Origin of the sequence: Rhodococcus sp. ACPA1 (assembly GCF_002300195.1) — a bacterium.
Taxonomy (GTDB): Bacteria; Actinomycetota; Actinomycetes; order Mycobacteriales; family Mycobacteriaceae; genus Rhodococcus_F; species Rhodococcus_F opacus.
On the sequence record NZ_NSDX01000012.1, the window covers coordinates 261,458 to 279,642 of the forward strand.

19 protein-coding genes and 1 pseudogene are annotated in these 18,185 nt (G+C 66.5%); 8 read left to right on the top strand and 12 right to left on the bottom strand.

The window, feature by feature from the left end:
* Window positions 1–40 precede the first annotated feature (40 nt).
* The 4 genes and pseudogenes from CJ177_RS40280 to CJ177_RS48800 form a co-directional block, all read right to left on the bottom strand.
* A complete protein-coding gene (locus tag CJ177_RS40280; protein WP_306453425.1) occupies window positions 41–607 on the bottom strand; it encodes a LysR family substrate-binding domain-containing protein in 567 nt (188 codons plus the stop codon).
* Between the two features lie 398 nt (window positions 608–1,005).
* Window positions 1,006–1,257: a hypothetical protein gene (locus CJ177_RS47080; protein WP_143548788.1), complete on the bottom strand. Its 252-nt coding sequence runs from the start codon at window positions 1,255–1,257 to the stop codon at window positions 1,006–1,008.
* 32 nt (window positions 1,258–1,289) lie between these two features.
* Entirely contained in the window at window positions 1,290–2,348 is a 1,059-nt protein-coding gene (locus CJ177_RS40290) for a YbhN family protein (RefSeq protein ID WP_095870329.1), read from the bottom strand.
* Window positions 2,349–2,494: 146 nt separating this feature from the next.
* Window positions 2,495–2,641 (bottom strand): annotated as a pseudogene (locus tag CJ177_RS48800) (cold shock domain-containing protein); the annotation flags it as partial.
* A gap of 611 nt (window positions 2,642–3,252) precedes the next feature.
* Between CJ177_RS48800 and CJ177_RS40300 the strand changes: the two are divergent.
* Window positions 3,253–3,543 carry a MerR family transcriptional regulator gene (locus CJ177_RS40300; protein WP_179443398.1) on the top strand — a complete coding sequence of 97 codons (291 nt, stop codon included), beginning with the start codon at window positions 3,253–3,255 and terminating at the stop codon, window positions 3,541–3,543.
* Between the two features lie 209 nt (window positions 3,544–3,752).
* Here the strand turns inward: CJ177_RS40300 and CJ177_RS40305 are convergent, their stop codons facing one another.
* Complete coding sequence (locus CJ177_RS40305) at window positions 3,753–5,468, bottom strand: GAF domain-containing protein (protein ID WP_095870332.1); 1,716 nt, start codon at window positions 5,466–5,468, stop codon at window positions 3,753–3,755.
* Between the two features lie 261 nt (window positions 5,469–5,729).
* On the opposite strand from CJ177_RS40305, the gene CJ177_RS40310 reads away from it, so the two are divergent.
* On the top strand, window positions 5,730–6,155 hold the full coding sequence (locus CJ177_RS40310; protein ID WP_095870333.1) for a pyridoxamine 5'-phosphate oxidase family protein: 426 nt from the start codon (window positions 5,730–5,732) through the stop codon (window positions 6,153–6,155).
* Window positions 6,156–6,518: 363 nt separating this feature from the next.
* On the opposite strand, the gene CJ177_RS48805 is transcribed toward CJ177_RS40310, so the two are convergent.
* The 3 genes from CJ177_RS48805 to CJ177_RS40325 form a co-directional block, all read right to left on the bottom strand.
* Window positions 6,519–7,718: an alpha/beta fold hydrolase gene (locus CJ177_RS48805; RefSeq protein ID WP_095870334.1), complete on the bottom strand. Its 1,200-nt coding sequence runs from the start codon at window positions 7,716–7,718 to the stop codon at window positions 6,519–6,521.
* Window positions 7,719–7,724: 6 nt separating this feature from the next.
* Complete coding sequence (locus CJ177_RS40320; protein WP_257014918.1) at window positions 7,725–8,168, bottom strand: nitroreductase family deazaflavin-dependent oxidoreductase; 444 nt, start codon at window positions 8,166–8,168, stop codon at window positions 7,725–7,727.
* A gap of 257 nt (window positions 8,169–8,425) precedes the next feature.
* On the bottom strand, window positions 8,426–8,863 hold the full coding sequence (locus CJ177_RS40325; RefSeq protein ID WP_095870335.1) for a hypothetical protein: 438 nt from the start codon (window positions 8,861–8,863) through the stop codon (window positions 8,426–8,428).
* Window positions 8,864–9,457: 594 nt separating this feature from the next.
* Here CJ177_RS40325 and CJ177_RS40330 point away from each other — a divergent pair.
* Window positions 9,458–10,624, top strand: coding sequence for an ABC transporter substrate-binding protein (locus tag CJ177_RS40330; RefSeq protein ID WP_095870336.1), 1,167 nt, complete (start codon window positions 9,458–9,460; stop codon window positions 10,622–10,624).
* Window positions 10,625–10,781: 157 nt separating this feature from the next.
* Here CJ177_RS40330 and CJ177_RS40335 read toward each other — a convergent pair whose 3' ends face one another.
* Both CJ177_RS40335 and CJ177_RS40340 read right to left on the bottom strand, forming a co-directional pair.
* Window positions 10,782–11,711 carry an IS3 family transposase gene (locus tag CJ177_RS40335; RefSeq protein ID WP_095870337.1) on the bottom strand — a complete coding sequence of 310 codons (930 nt, stop codon included), beginning with the start codon at window positions 11,709–11,711 and terminating at the stop codon, window positions 10,782–10,784.
* Window positions 11,708–12,016, bottom strand: coding sequence for a transposase (locus tag CJ177_RS40340; protein WP_095869356.1), 309 nt, complete (start codon window positions 12,014–12,016; stop codon window positions 11,708–11,710). The genes CJ177_RS40335 and CJ177_RS40340 overlap by 4 nt, the downstream gene beginning before the upstream one ends.
* Between CJ177_RS40340 and CJ177_RS40345 the strand changes: the two genes are divergently transcribed.
* From CJ177_RS40345 to CJ177_RS40365, 4 genes are all read left to right on the top strand, one after another.
* A complete protein-coding gene (locus tag CJ177_RS40345; protein WP_095870338.1) occupies window positions 12,015–12,365 on the top strand; it encodes a rhodanese-like domain-containing protein in 351 nt (116 codons plus the stop codon). The genes CJ177_RS40340 and CJ177_RS40345 overlap by 2 nt on opposite strands.
* A 315-nt stretch (window positions 12,366–12,680) precedes the next feature.
* Window positions 12,681–13,850 (top strand): tyrosine-type recombinase/integrase, encoded by a 1,170-nt coding sequence (locus CJ177_RS40350; RefSeq protein ID WP_095870339.1) that lies wholly within the window; start codon window positions 12,681–12,683, stop codon window positions 13,848–13,850.
* The gene (locus tag CJ177_RS47085; RefSeq protein ID WP_143548789.1) at window positions 13,847–15,493 is read left to right on the top strand and encodes a tyrosine-type recombinase/integrase; all 1,647 of its coding nucleotides are present in this window, start codon (window positions 13,847–13,849) and stop codon (window positions 15,491–15,493) included. The genes CJ177_RS40350 and CJ177_RS47085 overlap by 4 nt, the downstream gene beginning before the upstream one ends.
* Window positions 15,490–16,038 carry a DUF6262 family protein gene (locus tag CJ177_RS40365; RefSeq protein WP_257014919.1) on the top strand — a complete coding sequence of 183 codons (549 nt, stop codon included), beginning with the start codon at window positions 15,490–15,492 and terminating at the stop codon, window positions 16,036–16,038. The genes CJ177_RS47085 and CJ177_RS40365 overlap by 4 nt, the downstream gene beginning before the upstream one ends.
* Window positions 16,039–16,517: 479 nt before the next feature.
* Here the strand turns inward: CJ177_RS40365 and CJ177_RS40375 are convergent, their stop codons facing one another.
* Together CJ177_RS40375 and CJ177_RS40380 are read right to left on the bottom strand one after the other, a co-directional pair.
* Window positions 16,518–16,754 (bottom strand): toxin, encoded by a 237-nt coding sequence (locus tag CJ177_RS40375; protein WP_095870340.1) that lies wholly within the window; start codon window positions 16,752–16,754, stop codon window positions 16,518–16,520.
* The gene (locus CJ177_RS40380; protein WP_095870341.1) at window positions 16,751–17,011 is read right to left on the bottom strand and encodes a ribbon-helix-helix domain-containing protein; all 261 of its coding nucleotides are present in this window, start codon (window positions 17,009–17,011) and stop codon (window positions 16,751–16,753) included. The genes CJ177_RS40375 and CJ177_RS40380 overlap by 4 nt, the downstream gene beginning before the upstream one ends.
* Window positions 17,012–17,222: 211 nt before the next feature.
* Here CJ177_RS40380 and CJ177_RS40385 point away from each other — a divergent pair, with 211 nt between their 5' ends.
* Window positions 17,223–18,185, top strand: coding sequence for a recombinase family protein (locus tag CJ177_RS40385; RefSeq protein WP_095870342.1), 963 nt, complete (start codon window positions 17,223–17,225; stop codon window positions 18,183–18,185).

Consider the following 18,185-nt stretch of genomic DNA (forward strand, 5'->3'; position numbering starts at 1 on the left):
CACCATATTGTCGACCCTCGGACGGGCGCGGGATGCCGATTCACCGAAGGTCGGTGCGGGTCAATGCGCGAGCGATTCCGCCAGTTCGCAGAAGCGTTGCACCGTGACCCCGGCGAACGTCGAATTGTACGCCCGCCACCGCCAAACCGATCGCCGGGCGCAGCGCTGCGGGAACGAGCGGCCGGAACCGCACACCGGAGCCGGCACGCTTCGACGAACTCGACGGGACGAGCGCCCAGCCGAAGCCACTCTCCACCAGAAACAGCACCGTCTGCACCTGCACTGCCTCCTGGGTGACTCGCGGCGAGAACTTCGCCTCCTCGAACAGGATCGAGGTCAGCGCATGCAGCCCGGGCAGCCCCGATGTCGTGTAGTCGATGAACGGCTCGTCGCGCAGGTCGTCGAGCGAGACCCCCTCCTTTGCCGCCAACCGGTGTCGCACGGGAAGCGCGACGACGAAGTGATCACGTTCCACGGTGATGTTGCGGATGTCGCTGCGCCGGGACAGCGGTACGCGCACGATCCCGACGTCGAGGTGATTCTGCTCGAGCGAGTCGATCAGTTCGGCGTTGGTGAGCTCCGAGATTATGTGGACAACATCTCGCAGTCAAGACACAGACATCACCGGTTGTTTGTCCTCGCCTCGCGCTGTGGGATATCGATAAGTGCCCGATCTGGGTGCTTGGGAGTTCCTGCTCACCGGTGGTGGTGCTTAGGTTCGTCCTGGGCGATGTGGGCGAGTACGTCAGTCAACTCAAGACGGCGCTGGTCCCGTTCGTAGAGTGGCTGCACGTCCTTGCCTGCGAGGGCGTCGGCGAGGCGGTGGAGTCGCCCTACGAGCTCCGGGCTCACGGCCGATGGTTCGATACTGGATCGCCCTGCGCTGCTCCTCCGGTCGAGTGGATCGACGGGTCCCTCCGAGCATGAGTGTGATGCGGGACAAGGTGTCTCGTGTCAGTGACGCTGGTAGGTCAGCGACCACGGTTGCTGTCCGCGCGGCCGACCTCATGCCAACCGTCGTCCTCGATGATGCGCCGACGCCGCATCGGTGAGATCGCGGGGAAAGTGGTCCGCGAGGACCGCGCCCGGGATCGGTTGCTGGGCGTGATGACTTCGGCACAGTCCGAACATCAGCGTCGTCTGTATGTCGACGCTGGTGTCGCGGGTGGCGGGCGGCATCTCCCGCCGGGGCGAGGTGAGGGCATACCTCGACGGACCGTCCGTCTGGTCTTCCGGAGGTGAGCGGCGCTGAATCATTGCACGGTCGTGCGCTCGCCGCGCGGGACCTCTTACTTCCCGCGGTGCCACAGTGGCGCGAGGTCCGGTCCTTCCTCGCCCTGCGGGGTACCCCGGAAGCGTGCCGCGAAGACGATCCAGCCGATGGCGGCCATGAGCAGGAAGCTGACCAGGCGGTAGACGACGATCGCGGACACCGCCTCTGCGCCGGTCATTCCGCTGGCGGTCAGTGCGGGGACGAGCACGGCGTCCATGACACCGATTCCGGCGGGCAGGAGGGGGATGGCCGAACGGGCGGCGTTGCCCGTCGCGTACGCGACGGCGAGTCCGGCGAATCCGGGATGTGCGCCGACCGCGTAGCACGCGAAGGCGAGGCATGCGGCGTCGGCGATCCAGTTGAACAGCGACCATCCGAACGCGCGGGCGGTGTCGCGGCGATCCATCCGGACGGCGCTCATCTGGTTCACGATGTGCTTCCAGTGGCGAACACCGGTCAGCGGAGGCTTCTTTCGAAGCGCGTTGAATCCGCGCAGCGCGGTGATGCCGACACCTTCGAGGGCGTCGGGCCGCGACGCGGCGTACTGAGCCACTACCAGGAAGGCACACAGGCCGCCGAACGTGAAGATCAGCGAGAACGGGTTGGTCTTGGCCCCCACGAGCAGTGCGCCCGCCAGTCCGACGAGCGCCAGGCCGATGGCCTGGAGGACGCCGGCCATCACCAGTTGCCACGTCGCGACCACCGGCGACGCACCCCAGAGTCGCGTCTGCCGGTACCTGAACGTCGTCGCCAGAACCAGGCCGCCCGGCAGCGTCACACTCATCGAATTGGAAGCGAACGTCACCGCGAGGGACTGCCGCTGTCTGACGTGCACGCCCGCGACCCCCAGCAGGCAGCGCTGGACCCGGGCGAAACTCGACATCGACGCCAGCGACGCCACGACCGCCGCGGCCACCCATCCCCATTGGAGGTCGCCGAGGTTCTGGACACTCTGCGACAGGTCCGGCCAGACGAGGACGATCTCCACCGCGAGCACGACGACGAGGACGCCGCCGATCACCCATACGACTCGACGCCTGCGGGGCGTCGGGAGGGTGTCTTCGGCGTCAGTCATACGCGTCCATTACACATGGTTTGGCGATTGCACCGTGTATCCGCCGTCTATGTCCGGTGACGAAACCGCGGTCCCTGTGTCAGGTGACAAAGACTCCTGTCGCCGTTTCGGGGGGTGGCGGCTCTGGACACAGGGCAGTTCAGAGGACGCTGGTTCTCATCGAGCGACTTGAAATCGCTGCCCGAGATCTCCGAGTAGTGCACGAAGACGTCCGGAGTTCCGTTGTCGGGCGCGACGAAACCGAAGCACTTCTCGCCGTTGAACCACTTCACAATGCCGTGCGCCGTGCCGATACTCGCTAAATGTCGATCCGAGCACTCACATCGACTCCCCGATCTCGATACCACTGATCCTGCCACCCCGGCGACGGGTCCGGATGACCGCACCTGATCTGAGTAAGCGGACATCTCGACGCCTACTGCGACTTCGCCGCCCCGTCATCGATCAACAAGAGCCGATCCATCGAGGGGCCGGCCGGCGACGTAGACGGACCCGACTCGCCTTTGGCGCGGATGAAATACCTGGTCAAACAACTCCAGAAATTCTGCAGTGGCGGGAGTAGACATTGAGGTGCAGCCGTTGTAGAGTTTCTCTCGTCGCAAGGAAAGAGTTCACGAGGTGCGGGAGAGAATGAACTACCCGCATAGCAGTACCGCAAGACCAGGATGTGCCGGGCAAGGGTTGATGTGAGTGTGTAAGGCCCCGGCACCTCCGGCCGGCGACCGGGCAGCAAGAACAGCCTGACAGCCGGAAGAAGTGCGGTGAACAAGGAAATCAAACCGGCCCCCGGTGCCTCACGGCGCCGGGGGCCCTGTCCGTTGAAAGGTGTCACCCCATTCAGGACGATTCACCCGACCGCAGCCCGGCCGGAAAGTTCGACGACGAGGACTACCCGGCCTACAGCATGGGCCACGCCGCCGAGATCCTCGGCGTCACACAAGCATTCCTGCGCAGCCTCGACGCTGCGAAGCTCCTCACCCCCGGACGCTCGGAGGGCGGCCACCGCCGCTACTCCCGATACCAGCTGCGTCTTGCCGCCCGAGCCCGCGAACTGATCGACCAGGGCACCGCGCTCGACTCCGCGTGCCGCATCATCATCCTCGAAGACCAACTCGCCGAGGCCCGACGCATCAACACCGAACTCCAGCACACCCACCGCCGCAAGTTGGATCAGCCCGGCCCCGCATCCGGCTGAAACACCGCCACCCCTTCGGAACACCAGTCGAGGTCCATTCCGCGGAAGCCGCCCATCCGCTTGCGGAGCCTACTTCGGAGTGCGAAGACCGACCCTCGCAGACCGCAGGACGCGCTCGGCCCGGAACTGCTCGGCCAGGGCTGCGGCGAGGTGCGGTGTTGCGAATCATTGGGCGGCCTACGCGTGACTGAACATGGAACGGCCGAAATTCAATCTGCCCCTGGCACTTCCGGCAGTGGTGCGGTCCAAGTCAGTCGGGTTCCGCCGGTGGTGGGGGTGGTGACGGTGCAGGTGCCGCCGGCCTGCTCGGCGCGGGTGGTGAGGTTGTGCAGGCCGCTGAGCGTGACGGCCGGGGGGATGCCGGTGCCGTCGTCGGTGACGCAGAGGGTGAGGTCGTCGCCGACGGAGACGGTGACATCCACCTGGTGGGCGTGGGCGTGGTGGACGACGTTGCTCAGTGCTTCCCGCAGCACCGCTTCAGCATGGTCGGCTAGGGATCCGGTGACCACGCTCAGTGGCCCGGTCATCCGCACCGTGGTGCGCAACCCGCTCTCACCGGTTTGTTCGGTGATGATCGCGGCTAACGCCGGGCGCAGCGCGAACCCGTCGTCCCCTCCACCGTGCAGGTCGAAGATGGCGGTGCGGACGTCGGTGATGATGTCTTGGACATCGTCGATCATCTCCGACAACCGTTGCCGGGCCTCGGGGACGCGGCTGCGGCCGTGGGCGCTTTGCAGGTGCAGGCCGTGCGCGAACAGCCGTTGGATGACGTGGTCGTGCAGATCCCGGGCGATCCGGTCCCGCTCGGCGATCAGGGACAGGGCGGTGAGTTGGCGTTGATCGTCGGCCAGTTTCAGCGCCAGGGCGGCCTGGTCGGCGAAGGCCGCGGCCAGCGGCAGTTGCCGGTCGTCGAACGGTTCCCGGCCGCGGGTGCGGAGGAGGGCGAGGACCCCGGTCACCGAGTCCGCGGACACCCGCAGTGGCAGCAGCAGGGCCGGACCACCGTGCGGGCCGGCGTCGCTGATCTCCGGCACCTGAGCCAGTGTCCCGGTGCGGTAGACCCGTCCGGTGACGGTGTCGTCGACACCGATCCGCAGACCGAGCACGCTCGGATCGGTTCCGGCGTACGCGGCGACGGTGAGGGTGGTGACGTCGGCGGAGGCTTGCTCGAGGTCGTCGGGTCGGGAGATCAGGACGTGATCGGCATCGGCCAGGTGGCGGGCCCGGCGTGCGATCAGGGCGAGCACCTCGCCCGGGTCGATGGCGGCGAGCAGTTCACCGCGGATATCGCTGGCGGCCTGCTGCCACTGCTGGCGCTGCCGGGCTTGTTCGAACAGGTGGGCGTTGTCGATGGCGATCCCCGCCGCCGAGGCGAGGGCCTGCACCAGGATTTCGTCGTCCTCGGAGAAGGACAGACCTGCGGTCTTGTCCGTGAGGTAGAGGTTGCCGTAGACCTGCCCGCGGATGTGAATCGGAACGCCGAGGAAGGTGCGCATCAGCGGGTGATGTTGGGGAAACCCCACAGAAGCGGTGTGCCCGGCGATGTCGTCCAGGCGCAGCGGTGCGGGGCGCTCGATGAGCTCACCGAGCAGCCCGTGCCCGGTCGGCAAATCCCCGATCAACAGGCGAGTCTCGTCGTCGACGCCCGAGTAGACGAAATCCTGCAATCGGTCTCCGCTGTGGTTGAGCACGCCGAGGGCCGCGTATCGGCAGTCGACCAGTCGGGTGGCGGCGTCGACGATCCGCCGCAGTGTCGCCGCCAGGTCCAGACCGGAGGAGATGGTGAGCATCGCCTCGAGTAGTTCGTCGAAGTGTGCCCGGGCGATGGTCATCTGTGCGATGCGGTCCTGCATCTCGGTGAGCATCTGACGGAGCCGCAACTGCGAGAGTGTGTCGAGCAGCAGTGATTCGTCGTCTCCTGGCATCGTCACCAGCTTTCTGCGCCGCTTCGTGATGCGCGCCCCGCCGTGCAGGCGGGGCGGCGTAGCCGACGGCGGCGCGTGCCCTCCGAGGATATCCCCTTGTCGTCGGGGTCAAACCCGGCCGCGGGAGGGGATGCGCCATGGGTGACTGTGAGCGGAAGGGGCAACGACTTAGGACTCTAACCCGGCCGGGACGGCACGCTCATGCTGAGGAGGTAGACGCACGCACCCGACCGACGCGCCTGGAAAGAAGACCACAGCGTGATGCGTACCTCCGGCAGCGACGGCACCCTGACCCCGACCGAATGCATCCACGCGTTGCGGTCGGTACCCACGGGTCGTCTGCTCTACACCGAGGACGCCCTGCCCGCGGTGCGGCTGGTGACCTTCGCCGCCCCCCGCTCCGAGATCATCATTGCGACCGACAACGAGTCCTGGTTCGACCGCCTCGATCGGACGTTCGTCGCGTTCGAGGCCGGCCACATCGAACCGGGAACCCGCGCCGGGTGGAGCGTGGTCGTTCTCGGTCACGCCCGCACCGCCACCGGCTCCGAGTACCTGTCCGGGTTCGACCACTCCGGTCCCTCCCCCTGGACGATCCAGGCCTCTGACGGTTACCTCGTCCTCGATATCGAACACGTCACCGGGCGACGCCTGACCCTGCCCCGACTGGCAGGCGACCAACGATAGCGCCCGAGCGCCGCTTTTCGCCCCACACCTGCAAGGCTTGGGTGTGGGCACCTGAGTTGGCCCCAGCCAGGTCACTGCTCGGAACGAATTGGCCCCGGCTGAGGATGCCGGTGGTTCGCGACCGGTGCCTTCGATGTACCAGCCGTCCTCGTTTCTGGATGCGAGTAGCCAGGACCTCCGCGCCCTCAACCAGGCACGCCCTGCGCACGGAAAGGGTCGGAACATCCGCCATCTCGGTCGGGGGAATCAGCAGGGTCGACCTGGCGACTTCTCACCACCAAGTTGCCGCTGTGCCATTCTCATGAACTTGTCGGAATCCTCAGCCCGGTCACCGCGGGGCACCTTCTGTGCTCGAGTGGACCGCTACGGGCCGACCGGCAGATCTCGAGCCGTCGGGCGTCCAAGCCCGGGACGTCGGTGCGGCAAGCGGTACGTCGGCGTTGCGGCACGCGAAGAGCCGAGAAACCGGCGCGTGAGGCCCATCGTCACGTCGGGCAGTTCCAGCTGAGGTACGTGTCCGCAGTCGGGGAGCACAACGGATTCCGCGGTAGGAACAGCCATGCTCACGTGCCGGGCGAACCGCGATGGGACCAGCCGGTCACGCCGCCCCCACAGGAACAGTGTCGGAGTCCGGACGGTGGTCAGTCGCTCCCAGAATCCGTTGTCGCCGAACGGTTCCTCGATGTAGATGTTGATCAGTGCGGACAGCGCCGCCCGGCGGCGGGCACCCTGGGCCATCGCGATCTCGAACTCGTCGACGGCGGCCTCGAACCATGGTTGGGGCACCCGGTCGGGACGAGCGAACATCGCCTTGGCGCCCGCCATCACCACCCGACGCGGCAGGCCGATCGTCGGCAACCGGGCGATGTCCACCGGCCACCACCGGGCCAGGGGGGCCAGTTGGCGGAACCGGCGGAACGCCGGGGAGGGACACAGCAGCACGAGTTTGTCGACTATGTCGGGATCGCGCATGCCCAATTCCAGTGCGAGTCGGCCGCCCAGCGAATTACCGATCACCACCGCACCGGCGGCGTTCACGGTGTCGAGGACATCGCGCAACCAGCGGTGGAGTTGCTCGGCGGTGTAGGTCCAGGCCGGCGCCTCGGAGGCCCCGAACCCGGGCGGGTCGTTCCCGGCTTCGAGGACGTGCTTCAGGCCCGTCCAGATGGCGCGTTCCTGCCTGCGCCCGATGAATCCGACGACGGGTTCGGCGAGGCGCGCCAGGCCCGGCACCGTGATCTCCCACTCCCACCGGAACCGGGTGCCGCCCGCAACGGGTTCGCATCGCACCTGTCCGGTAACGACCGCACCCGTCATGACGCTCCGTGACGCCAGCCGGCGGGGGCGGTCGAACCCGGTGTACTCGACGATCACCGCGAGTGGTTTGCCTCGGCGAAGAATGGTCGCGTGGAACCGTGTCCCCACCCCGATCGGCCCGTCGGTGAGCTTGACCGAGTCGGTCATGGCCGGGTTGTAGCGCACCTCGTTGCGCTGATCGGCCACGAAGTCGAAAACCTCCTCGACCGGTCGAGCGATATCGAGGCTGCCGCAGATCCGGGCCATCGCCGGTCAGACCACTGGGACGAATCGGATCAACGGGATGGCTCGGGTGGTCCGCTCGGGGATCTTGGCGTAGGAAGGGGCGATGGCCACCACCTGCGGCCACCACTGCTTCGCCTCCACATCGGTGAGCTCGACGGCGCGGACGGTGAGGGTGTGCCCGTCGACCTCGACCGTTACCTCGGGGGTCGCCGTGAGGTTGTGGTACCAGGCGGGGTGAGTCGGGCGGCCACTGTTAGCGGCCACGACGATGCGGTCCGTGCCGTCGGGGAAGTACTGGAGCAGCACGGACCGAGCCAGCCCGGTGCGCCGGCCCCGGGTTGTCAGCACCAGGACTCGTCGCCCCCAGGGCCGCACGATGCGGCCCCTGGTCGCGCGATAGAGCCAGACCCCGAACCGGCCGAACCGGGCGTCGAGATCGTGCTGGATCCTGGCCCACGTTTGCTCACTCACCAACGTGCTCACCCATCTTCCGGCCTCGGGCCGAGGAACTCGGCGAGTCTCGGTCCGCCGAGCATGCGACCGGCGCCTCCGCCCGTCCGCGTGGAGCGGCCACGCCCCTCCGCACTCGGCTGCATCGTGGAACGCGCCGAAACACCTGGCCGATAGCATCCTCCAGCCAGCGCATCCAGCTGCCGCTGGAACCGAAGCTGGGCAGGCGCACCGAACCGCCGGTGAACCGGGTTGCACTGCCACCCCGGTCGGGCCGTTCAGGCCGGTGGCGAGGGTGGTGGGGGTGCTGCGAGATCCTTCGCGGTGTCCGGGATCCAGGTGAATATCGCCCAGATGACGACCACATCGAGCGCGATGATCAGGATCGACCACGCCGGGTAGTAGGGCAGCCACAGGAAATTGACGATGATCGACACTGCCGCGATGACGACCGCCAGCGTTCGCGCCCATATCCCGCCGGTGAACAGGGCGAGACCGACCAGCGCGATCAGCACGCCGAGCACGATATGGATCCAACCCCACACGGTGAGATCGAACCTGTAGGTGTACTCGATACCCACGACGAACACCTCGTCGTTGGCGACCGCGGCGATGCCCTGGAGCACCTGAAGCCCACCGACGGTCACCAGAATGACCGCTGCCCCGATCGACGTGCCGGCCGCGATCTCCTGCTTGACGTTCGAATTCTCGGCCACGGTGGTTCACCCCTTCCGGGCTCGGTGCTGTGCTCTCAGTGTGCGCTGCGCGGCGGGTAGCCACCCGGACTTGCGCAATTCTCGGACCAGCTGTCGCATGGCAGGGGACCGGTATACGGCCCGCGAAGCCAGGCGGAACTTCAGTGCACCCCGGGACGACCAGGCTTCCCCAGCGGCGCCGAAATATCACCGATGACGCGGATGACGGCTTCCGAGCGGTGCCGGGCAAAGGCCATTCAGCCCTATCCAGCACACCGCTGGTGCTGATGAAGTGAAACCAGACAGTGCACGCCAGCGAGAAGAGACCGTGCACGCCAGTGAGGAATCGGTTGTGGAGTAGGCCCTGCCGATCCGGACGCTCGTCGCGCCTTGAACGGGCGCGAACCGACCAGGCCTGGAACGGGATCCGATGACCGTGACCGCCGCAGACGAACCGCTGAATGCCATTCACGCGGCGAGATCGACTGTGGCGTGGGCGTGGGCGGGGGCGTGGCGGTGACCTCCCGAGAAAGGACCACACAGAAGGCGACAACTCGGGTCGAACAGCACCACACGCGAGTGCGGTTGACACGGAATCGATGAAAGAAGGTAGCCATGACCGCGGTACTGAAAAAGGGCAACACCGTCCCCCTGAGATGGGACGAGGTCTACTACACCAACTGTCCCCTCGTCTCGGCCAGCAACGTCGACCAGGAACTGGGCTGGACCCGCGAGGAGTACAAGAAGATCGGCGTGGAATACGCCTTCCTGCGCTCCCGCCGGGAGAACGACTGGTACCCGCACTACATCCACAATCTGGACAATCTGATCCGCTTCGGCGGCCTGTTCCCACCCATTCACGTGCACGCGGACATCCGCCGGACCCGGCTGCTGGGTGCAACGCACGCCCCGCACGAGGGTGGGTGCATGCTGGTGCGCGCCCGGGACGACATCTACCGGATGGCGGAACTGAAGGGCAAGAAGATCGGCCTCACCAAGAGCCTGAACACCATCAAGAACGACTGGTGGCGCATCCAGGAGGAGCAGGGCATCGAGCTGATGCTCCGACTCAACGGACTGACCCGCGCCGACGTCGAGATCGTCGAGTTTCCCTACCCGGACGACTGGTACGACAAGCCCGAGATGCTCGACCCCATGAACAACCCGTCCGAGCTGTGGCTCCGACGTGACCACAAGCACGACCTGGCCTTCCGCCCGCTCGAGACCGCACTCGAGCAGGGCCTCGTCGACGCCATCTACACCCAGAGCAAGCCGTTCCAGCACCTGCAGGAGGCGACCGGCAAATTCAAGGCGATCGAGGACCTGTCCCGGTACCCGGACTGGACCCTGCAGGTGGCCAACATCCCGGCCGTCATCACCTGCACCGACGAAATGGCCGACAAACACCCCGAACTCGTGCTCGCGTTCATGAAGGGCATGATCAAGGTCGGCCGCTGGGCCAACGCCAACAAGCAGGCCGCAGCAGCGATCCTCGACAGGCAAACCTTCTACCTCGACGCCGACGACACCTACGAGGGCATCAAACACATCGACATGGTGCCGAACCTCTCGCCCCAGAACCTGGCGTCCATCGAGATCGGCAAGCACTTCATGCTCGGCCACGGCTACATCGAGAATAACTTCGACGTACACCAGTGGGCCGCCCCCGAATTCCTCGAGCAGGCCGCCAAGGAGCTGCTCGAGGAGGAGTGGATCCGCCGCAGCACCGCCAAACTGCCAGAAGGCACGGCGCTCGAAGTGACCGCCACCCGACTCGGATGAGGACCGTGACGACATGACCAAAACAGCGATCGGCATGATCGAGGAGGCCCGAGCACGGGTCTCCGCCGTGGGCCCCCAAGCAGCCGCCGAACACGCCGCCGCAGGCTCGGTGCTCCTCGACGTCCGCTGAGATTCCCCCGCTTCTCCGGAGACTTTTCTATCTGGCTCCGACGAGCTCGGGTTCGATGATATCTGTCTCCTGTCCGTCTGGTCGGTCGTAGTAGGCGCGTTCGTATTCGTCGGGTGACAGTCCGTGCAGGCCGGCCTGAATCCTGCGCGGGTTGTACCAACCATCGATGTAGCGGAACAACGCCGCCTCCGCCTCGGCTCTGGTGGCGAATGTTCTTGCGGGCCAGTAGATAAGCTCGATCTTGAGTGTCGACCACAGGTTTTCGGCGAGGGCATTGTCGAAGCTGTCCCCGACGCTTCCGGTGGACGGGGCGATGCCCGCGTCGACGAGCCGCTGGGTGAACCGAACCGCCGTAAATTGACAGCCTTTGTCGCTGTGGAAAATCAACTCCCCGCCCCGGACATCGCGGGAGAACAGGGCATAGTCGAGCGCCGAGAGGACCAGGTCGGTGTCCGCCCGCGGGCCGGATCGCCAGCCGACCACCTTGTTCGAGAACGCGTCGCGCACACTCGCCAACCACAACACCCCCTCACCGGTGAGGATCCGCGTCAGGTCGGCCACCCACTTGGTGTTGGGCGCGGTCGCGGTGAAGTCCCGGTCGAGCAGGTCCGGGGCGGCGGTGTGCCGCGGATTCTGCTTGGTCGAGCCACCCTTCCAGCCTTTGCGCAGGTAGGCGCCTCGGCGCCCGTTCTCGCGCATGATCCGCTCGACGCGTTTGCGGCCGACCCGCACCCCGCGGCGGCGCAACTCCAGCCACACCCGCGGGGACCCGTAGGTGCCGGCGAACTCGTGTGAGGCGCGGATCTCGTCGATCAACACCAGCAGCTCGGCGTCCTCCCGCCGCCGCCGAGCGGGCAGGGTTGCTCGTGCCCGCCAGTCGTAGTAGGTCGACGAGGCGATATCCAGGACCCGCAATACGAGACCGACCGAGAAGTCATGCGCATCAATGAAACTCATGACCTTCTCCGGGTCGGGTCGATCTCGGACGCGAAATACGCGCTCGCCGCCCGCAGCACCTCGTTCACCCGCCGCAGCTCCGCGACCTCCCGGGCCAGTCGCCGGTTCTCCTCGATCATCGCCGTCGACGGCCGGTCGTCGCGCTCCCCGTGATCGGCCTCGGCCTGGCGGATCCAGTTCCGCAGCGCCTCCGGGTGCACGTTCAACTGCTCGGCCAGCCGGCGGAGCACCGGCTTCGGATCCGACTCCCGATACAACCGCACCGCACGCTCCCGCAGCTCCGGCGGATACTTCCTCGTTCCCATGACGCCCTTCCTCGGTCTCCAAGATCTAACCTGGTTCGGAAGTCTCCGGGAAAGCGGGGGAAGCTCACGCGAGGCCGAGGAATGGCAGCACGGTCACATCGAGAAGTCCGTGCCCGCCCCGCGCGGGCTGCTCGAGTTCTTCGCGGACCCCACCAGCCCCCGCCACAAGGCGGCACTCGAACCGACCAAACAAGTCATCGTGGTATGCGCCTCGGGGGCACGCGCCGCCCTCGCCGCCGCCACCCTCCAGGACATGGGCTACACCGACGTCGCAGTCCTCGAAGGCGGCTTCAACGAGTGGAAGGCAGCAGGCCTGCCGACCTGCGAGCACGACTACGCAGGAATCTGAGCTCCCCGCTGCCGGTGAGGAGGAGGCGCGAAACCGGTGCTCCCGACAACTTCGCCGCCCGGTGCACCAACCGTTCACACACAATGCGGCCCAGGTACCGATGTCGTAGCGACGTCTTGGGTCCGGTTAGCCGATGACGGATCTGATTGCCCAGCAATGGCATCAGCGCGGCCGTCTCATTTCCTTGGTTCCCTCTGGGTCCGATCACTTGTCGCGCACTGTGGCACTAGCTGATCACTTGCTTGGTGGACAACGGGTTCTCTCCGCGTGTCGGTCAGGTGGTCGTCGTTGTGGCGGCCATGATTGACAAGGGAGATGACGACGATGCGAGCTTTTCCGGTGCAGATGCCCTCTGGAACGCGGTACTGGACTGTGATCGACGAGGACCTGCTGGTCATGTCGGTGGCGGATTCGTATCTGCGGTATGTGAGGTTTGGGCGTGATGGGGCCGAGTCCACGACCAAGTCGTATGCGGGCGCAGTGGCGTTGTATCTGTCGTGGTGCGCGGCCACGGGGCAGGACCGGCGGGCCGCGGCGGGGAAGATCCCGTCGTTCGTGCTGTGGCTTCGCCACTCCCCGTCTCAGCCAGAAGGGGCACCGGCCGGCGGGGTGGGCATGATCGTGGTGCGTGGGCCGAGGCGGATCAACTGCGTGCTCGCGGGGGTGCGGGGGTTCCTGGCCTTCGCGGTGGATCACGGCCACGCTCCGAGAGGGGTGCTTGGTCAACTGTACGAGCTTGCCGATAGCCAGGATCTGCCGGCGGAGGCACGCGGCGAGGACGGCGCCTGGAGGCTGCGGATGAGGGCCCGGCACCGGGTTCCGATTGTCAGGCAACGGCCCGGCCGGGCCAGTGATGAGGACGTCCTCGTGCTGTTGCGGGCGTGTCGATCGGCGCGTGACCGGCTGCTGGTGCTGCTGCTCGCGCGGGCAGGTCTGCGTCGCGGCGAGGTGGTTGGACTGCGGCGCGAGGACATCCACTTCCTGCTCGACTCATCGGCTTTGGGCTGCAGCTTCCCCGGATCGCACCTGCACGTGGTGCGGCGGCAGAACACCAACGGCGCGTGGGCGAAGTCGCGGCACTCGCGGATCGTCCCGGTGGATTCCCTTGTGGTGCAGGCCCACGACCAGTCTGTCGCCGAGCGGGCCACGAAGTCCGCGGCGTGGGAGAGCGACTTCGTGTTCGTGAACCTGTTCCGTGCGCCAATCGGCGCGCCGATGACTCCCGGTGCGGTCAATGCACTGCTGGCGGCGGCCTCCCGCCGCGCGGGTCTGGATCGGGCGGTGCACCCCCACGCGCTGCGGCATGGGTTCGCCAGCAACGTCCTCGATGCCGGCGGGAGCATCGACGAGGTCCAAGAGCTCCTCGGGCATGCCTCGATCAGCTCGAGCCAGGTGTATGTCCACCCCGCACCGGAGCGGTTGCGGGCCGCGGTCGAGCGGGTAGGGGCGGTCGGCCGCGGCGACACCGAGGACGTGACCAGGTGAGCGCGGCGCCGGCTGGTGGGCCGGCCGCCTCGACACACGAGGACGAGCTGGAAGCCGAACTGGCCAAGGACATCTGGGCGATGTCCGTGTTTGGCCACCACGGACGGTTGGACTTCACCGCGATCAGCCAATCCTGGCTGCGCGAAGGTACGAAGCGGTGGGCGATACAAGACCTGATACGCCGTCGAGGCGACGGAGTCACCACAGTGCTGAGAGCTCACGTCGCAGCCTTGGCCGGGCTCTCGGAGAGCCTGCGCGTCCATCGCAGCGACCACGGTCTGATCATCGGCGCGCTCGGCCGCCACGACATCGAGATGTTCTTGCAGCGACTCGCCTACCTGGAGCACTGCGACGAGATCAGCGCCTTGTCCCGATCCCTGAGCTGCCGGAAGGTTCATCACGCGCTACGCCAGATGCGACTACTCGGCCTGACCCGGGCCGGCGACCCACTCGGCGGGCTGCCCGACGACTTCTGGCTCCGCCGCGAGGACATTCCCCGGCGCCCGGACCGGCAAGCCGCACACCGGGCGCTGCCGCCCGAGATCCTCGCCCAGCTCTGTGACGCCCTGCCGCTGCTGCGCACGCGCACCTCCAAGGTGTTGGCCGTTGCGATCGAGCTGCTCATCGACACCGGCCGCCGACCCAGCGAGATCCTGAACTTGCCCTGGGACTGCCTGGGCCACGACCACGACGACAACTACGTGCTGGTCTACGACGATCTCAAGAACAACAGACCCGGCCGACGGCTGCCGATCACCGAGACGACCGCCGAGTTGATCAGCGCCCAACAGCATGCGACCCGGGAACGGTTTCCCGACAGCAACCCGACGGAGCTGGTTCTGCTGCCCGCATCAGACCAGAACGGCCGACGTGCGATGGCCCGACACCAGATCGGCCGAACCCACCGCGACTGGCTCGAGTTGTTGCCGACCCCCATCCGGCGCTCCGACGGCAGCAGCTACGACCTGACCACGATCACGCCCTACTCTTATCGGCACACCTACGCGCAACGGCACGCCGACGCCGGCGTCGCGCTCGATGTGCTCGCCGAGCTTATGGGCCACGAGCTGTTGAGCTCGACGAAGGCCTACTACCAGGTCGGCGAGAAACGTCGCCGAGCCGCCGTCGACCGGCTGGCCAACCACCGGTTCGACCGTTACGGCAACCACATCTGGCGCGACGCCCAGGCTTTGCTCGACGACGAGCACGCTCGGCACGCGCTCGGCCAGGTCTCGGTGCCCTACGGCACCTGCCGCGAACCCTCGAACGTCCAAGCTGGGGGTGGCGCCTGCCCATTCCGGTTCCGTTGCGTCGGCTGCGACCATTTCCACACCGATCCCTCCCATCTGCCCGAGGTGAAGGCATACCTGCATGACCTACTCCGTGACCGCGAACGCGTGCTGGCCGCCACCGATCTCGAAAACTGGTCCAAGACAGAAGCTTTGCCCTCCGAAGAGGAAATCCGCCGAGTTAAAGACCTCGTGCACCGAGTCGAAGAACATCTCGAACAGCTCACCCCCGCCGAGCAAGCCGACATCGCCACGGCCATCTCAGCGGTGCGGCGCACCCGCCAGGTGACCGGCCTGGGCATGCCCAGCATCAACCGCCAGCCCGATCTCGGCAAGCCACTGGAGAGACCGTGAACACCAACACCAACACCAACGCCATCGCCGCCGCCCGGCAGGCCCACAGCACCAGATGCCGACAACGCGTCCTCACCGCGCTCGAGCAGGCTGCCCATTCGGGTGACGAGATCACCGTCTCCGCGATCGCCCGCCGCGCCCGGGTGGACCGCAGCTTCCTCTACCGCCACCGCGACCTGCACGCCGCGGTGCTCGTCAAAGCTGCCGAACCAGCCACCGCCAGCACCGGCGGTCCGAGTGCCAGCCGACCGTCGCTGATCGCCGACCTGGCCAACGCCCACGACCGCATCACCCGTCTGTCTCACGAAAACACCCAGCTCCGCCAACGCCTGTCCGAGCACCTCGGCGAGCAGGCGTGGCGAGAGTCCGGCCTCTGTCCTCCCGACGACATCGACCGGCTCCAACGCCGCGTCACCGAGCTCGAACAACACACTGCAGAACAACGCCGTCAACTCGCAGAACGCGACGACGAACTCGACGCGACACGGGCCACCAACCGCGAGCTGATGACCCGACTCAACCGGCCACACCCCGACGGGGCGTAACCACTAGACCCACACCTGTGGCCCACGCTAGAGTCTCGCCCGACGACGCTTGACATGCACAAACGAGGCGTGCTCCCGGTCCACAGTCGCGTCGGACCCCGAGAGAACCTTGGAAATGAGACGCTGCTGGGACTGCTGTCGGATTTCGCAAACACCCAGGCCCCGGCGTCTCGAAAGTTAATTCCACACTCCCGTGTCATAAAAGCCGTACAGTTCTAACTTTCAGGATGCTCCGTAGGTGGGATACGCCGACGCCCAAACAGGACCTCGAGCGGCAGATCGACCCTTCACCAAAGCTGGGATCGACCCGAACGTCCACGTGGACAAGAAGTCCGGGGCACCCCCCGAACGTCCCGGGTTACAGGCGCTGTTCGGCTACGCCCGAGGCGGCGATGTGATCGTTGGTGCACATCCTCGACCCGCCCGGGTCGGACCGTTCGCCTCCAGGGGAGGCTCTCGCACCGGTCGCTCAGCGAGCACTACAAGAGGTCGAAGTACTGCGAGCGAGCCTTCATGGCATGAATGAGCAGCTCGTTCCCACTGTCGAAGCGCAGGACAACCAGTTCCAGGAGCCGACCGTTCGGATCGAAACCCAGCCGGAACTCGCGCGCGGGGTTGTCATCGTCCAGACCAGCGGCATATACGTGATGCTCCGCCGCGTAGATGCCATCATTTTCGCTGATCCCGTGTTTGAGCGCGGATTTATGCGCCTTCACGCGACCTGGGTCCAGGCACGCACCGCTTCTCGAATCGCCTCAGATCGGGAAACATTCTCCTGCTCGGCACGGGCGTTCAATGCCTTCAGCAATGCCTCGTCCATCCGCACCGGCACCACTGCACCGGGGCCGTCCCCCACGGTCGGTCGACCGCGTTTGCGCAGCTTTTCGACGTCGTAACCGGCCTCGGCCTCGTCTGCCCACTCCTGGATCATCCCGTCCGTGACGGGTGCTCCGTTGATCGTCTCCTCAGCCATACCTATTATCGTAATACGAAAATGAGCTCTAGGCCACGGTCCTCAACCAGGCCCTGGGGCGGTTGAGCCGGGTGATACCTGCCGCTCCCGCCGTTCTTGCGGTCCATTGGGCCCGTCCCGGATCAACAAAGTACCAGGTAGCAGCTCGAAAATAAGTTTACATTCCGTGTCACAACAATCGTACAGACCTAACTTTCGGTACTCTCTGCGCATGGAGTTGGGGTACGCCCGGGTGTCGACGAGCAAGCAGGACCTGACGCGGCAGATCGACGCGCTCCGCAAGGCTGGGGTCGACCCGGCGAACATCTACGTGGACAAGAAGTCCGGGGCCACCACCGAACGTCCCGGATTGCAGGCGCTGCTGAGTTATGCCCGCGAGGGCGATGTGATCGTGGTGCACACCCTCGACCGGCTCGGCCGCACCGTCCGCGACACCCTGAACCTGATCCACGATCTGCACCAGCGCGGCATCGGATTCCGCAACCTGGCCGATCCCATCCGGATCGACTCGACGAACCCGGACGATCCGATGGGTCAGCTGGCGGTGGTGCTGCTGGCGCTGTTCGGGCAGATGGAACGCACCTACGCGGTCGAGCGGGCAGCCCACGCCCGCACCGTGGCCACCGAGAAGGGACGACGCACCGGCCGGCCCAGCGTGGTCACCGACGCCCAACTCGCCTACGCCACCCAACTCCGCGAGGGCGGCGCCACCATCGCCGAGATCACCGACAAGACCGGGTTGACCCGCTCGACCCTCTACCGCCATCTCCCGTCTCGTCCGCCGGAGACGCTCACCGCCGACATCCCGCAATCCGAGGACAGGAAGACCCCGACACCCGTCGCGGCGTCTTCGTCACCGGCGGCCGGACCTTCGGCCTGTCCCACCTGCGGCTACGAGCCCGCCACCCGCCGGGACCTCGTCCCGCACCGCGCCGATCTCGCGACCATCTGGTTGCACCTCGGCGATCGCGGCGATCTGCGCGAGGCGCGGCACTGCGCTCGCTGTCAGCCCCACGGGCACGTCCTGGTGGTCAGCTGCACCCGGTGCGGGGACGGTCCGCTGGTCACCGGCGCCGATTCCGGCACCGATGAAATCCCGGCGTCAGTGCGGGACTGGCTCACGCAACAGGATTGGGTAGTAGATTCGGACCTGTTGTGCCCCAACCATTCCTGA